Consider the following 2,551-nt stretch of genomic DNA (forward strand, 5'->3'; position numbering starts at 1 on the left):
GACGGGAGACCGTGGCGTGCGTGCGCTCACGGGTCGAGCCTCCAGCGCCGTAAGTCACGGAGACGAACTGCGGATTGAGCGGAGCCAAACGCTGGATCGACGACCACAGGGTCGCTTCCATCTCGGGAGTCTTCGGCGGGAAGAACTCGAATGACACCTTGATGGGACGGGAGGCCTGCCGGCTGGGGCGAAGGGTGAGCGGTGACATCAGGCGACCTCTCTGTCGGGTTCGTTCAAGGGCCAATCCGTAACCACGCGGCGATCCTGGCCAAGCCAAAGGGATACGGTCAGATGCTCCTCGCCCTTCTTGGGCGGAGCGATCTCTTGGGTAAGGGTGCAGTCGAGCCCGGCCTCGTCGAGCCAACCCGCCACTTGGGCGGGCGCAAAGCCGAGGCGGCGATGAGCCTGCGCCTCGCGAAGGAACTCGAGGCTGTGGGGCGCGAAATCCACCACGAGGATGCGCCCGCCCGGGGCCACGAGACGCGCCGCCTCGCGGATCGCCCGCGCCGGGTCGTCGAGATAGTGCAGGACCTGATGGATGACGACGAGGTCGAACGTGTCGCGCGGGAACGGCGGGGCATAGATGTCCCCCTGGCGCAGTTCGATGCCTCTCAGGCCAGCCTTCTCCAGGTTGGCGCGGGCCACCGAGAGCATGGCATGGCTGGCATCGAGGCCAACGGTCCGCTGGGTGCGCGGCGCCAGCAGCTGCAGCATGCGGCCGGTGCCGGTGCCGAGATCGACGAGGTTGCGGATCGTTCGCGTGCCCAGGGCATCGAGTACCGCGGCCTCGACCACAGCTTCCGGGGCATGGAGGGAACGGATCCGATCCCATTCGGGGGCCAAACGCGAGAAGAAGGCCTGCGCCGCCTGCGAGCGCTGGGCGCGCACCGCCTGAAGCCGCGTCCGATCCTCCAGCAGCTGCGGATCGGAGCGGTCGAGGCTTTCCAAGGTCGGGCGGATGATCCGCAGGGCGACGCCCCGGTCGGTGAGCCGGAAGAAGGCCCAGGCTCCCTCCCGATGCCGCTCCACGAGGCCGGCTTCAACCAGGAGCTTCAGGTGACGGGAGATGCGGGGTTGGGACTGGCCCAAGATGTCGGTGAAGTCGGATACGGAGAGTTCGCCCTCCGTCAAAAGGGCGAGCATCCTCAGGCGCGTCTCTTCCGCGGCGGCCCGCAGGACGTCGAGGGTCAGGTCCAAGGATGGAGACGGAGTGTCAGGCACGGCCAAATCTCGCTCTTACATATAAAGATATGTTTATATCTTTTCTGCGATTGGAGCAAGCAAGACCTTAGGACTTTTCTCGGCGGACCTTTGCGCGCCCTGACAAAACGACCAGCACGACGACGGCCCCGGCCACGAACCAGGCGGAGAGTGCGATGTCCTCGCGGTTGAGAATGGAGGCAATCAGCAGGGTCACAAAGGTCTGCAGGAGCTGAACTTGGCTCACATGGGCGATGCCCCCGATGGCGAGCCCCGCATTCCAGGCGAAGAAGCCCAGATACTGGCTCATCAGGGCGACATAGGCGAAGCCGATCCAGCTCCAGGCGTGCACGGCCCCTGGCTCAGCCGGCATGCTCCAGAGCGCCAGCGGGATCGTGACTGGCAGGGCGACAACCAGAACCCAGGAGATTACCTCCCAGCCGGCCAAGCCTGCGCGGGCGAGCTTGCCGGACAGCACATAGCCCAGGGCCGAGGACAGGGCAGCCCCCAGGAGAAAGACATCCCCTTGCCCCAGCGAGCCGCCGCCCTCGTGCAGGGTGAAGCCGACCACCAGGGCGGCGCCGGCCAAAGCCGCCAGCCAGAAAGCCGGGCTCGGGCGCTCACCTGCAATCAGGGTGCTGATGGCCGATGTGGCGAGCGGCAAGATGCCGAGCACCACGCCGCCATGGGACGCCGGCACGGTCTGCATGGCAAGCGCCGTGAAGCCCGGAAAGCCCGCGACCAGGCACACGGCCACGAGGGCCAGAGTGCTGGCCTGCCGCCTCGACGGCCAGGGCTTCCCGAGCAGAAGAAGCGTTGTCAGAGCCAGCAGTCCCGCCAGCGCTGCCCGCCCTGCCGTGATGAAGAGCGGGCTCAGATGCTCGACGGCAATATGCGTGAAGGGCAGCGTGCCGGCGAAAATGCACACGCCGACGAAGCCCAGAAGAAGGCCGAGACTCTCGCGGGACATTCAGCGAGAGCTTACCGGAAGGGCGGTTCGTCGAAGCTGCGGAGCTTGCGCGAGTGGAGCGAAGTCCGCTGCCCTCTCAGGATGTCGAGGGCCGCCAGACCGATCATGAGGTGCTCGCTCACTGCGCGCTCATAAAAGGCATTGGCTGCGCCCGGCAGCTTGATCTCCCCATGAAGCGGCTTGTCGGAGACGCAGAGCAGGGTTCCGTAGGGCACGCGCAGGCGATAGCCCTGGGCCGCAATGGTGCCGCTTTCCATGTCAACCGCGATGGCGCGGGAGAGATTGATCTGGCGCCGTTCCTGGCTCCAGCGCAGTTCCCAGTTCCGGTCGTCATAGGTCACAACCGTGCCGGTGCGCAGGCGCCGCTTCAGCTCCTCGCCG

The 2,551-nt window shown here is 66.3% G+C and carries 4 protein-coding genes; all 4 read right to left on the reverse strand.

The annotated features are described in order from the left end of the window. Positions 1 to 208 (reverse strand): methylenetetrahydrofolate reductase (locus JQC81_RS32160; RefSeq protein ID WP_203275822.1); only part of this gene is annotated, 208 nt, incomplete at its 3' end. After that, positions 208 to 1,221 (reverse strand): ArsR/SmtB family transcription factor, encoded by a 1,014-nt coding sequence (locus tag JQC81_RS32165; protein WP_203275823.1) that lies wholly within the window; start codon positions 1,219 to 1,221, stop codon positions 208 to 210. The genes JQC81_RS32160 and JQC81_RS32165, both read right to left, overlap by 1 nt. Before the next feature lie 67 nt (positions 1,222 to 1,288). After that, on the reverse strand, positions 1,289 to 2,170 hold the full coding sequence (locus JQC81_RS32170) for a DMT family transporter (protein WP_203275824.1): 882 nt from the start codon (positions 2,168 to 2,170) through the stop codon (positions 1,289 to 1,291). 11 nt (positions 2,171 to 2,181) lie between these two features. Continuing rightward, a partial coding sequence (locus tag JQC81_RS32175; protein WP_446685733.1) for a phosphorylase family protein occupies positions 2,182 to 2,551 on the reverse strand: 370 nt, incomplete at its 5' end.

It is taken from the genome of Microvirga arabica (genome assembly GCF_016811235.1).
In the GTDB taxonomy this organism is placed as follows: domain Bacteria; phylum Pseudomonadota; class Alphaproteobacteria; order Rhizobiales; family Beijerinckiaceae; genus Microvirga; species Microvirga arabica.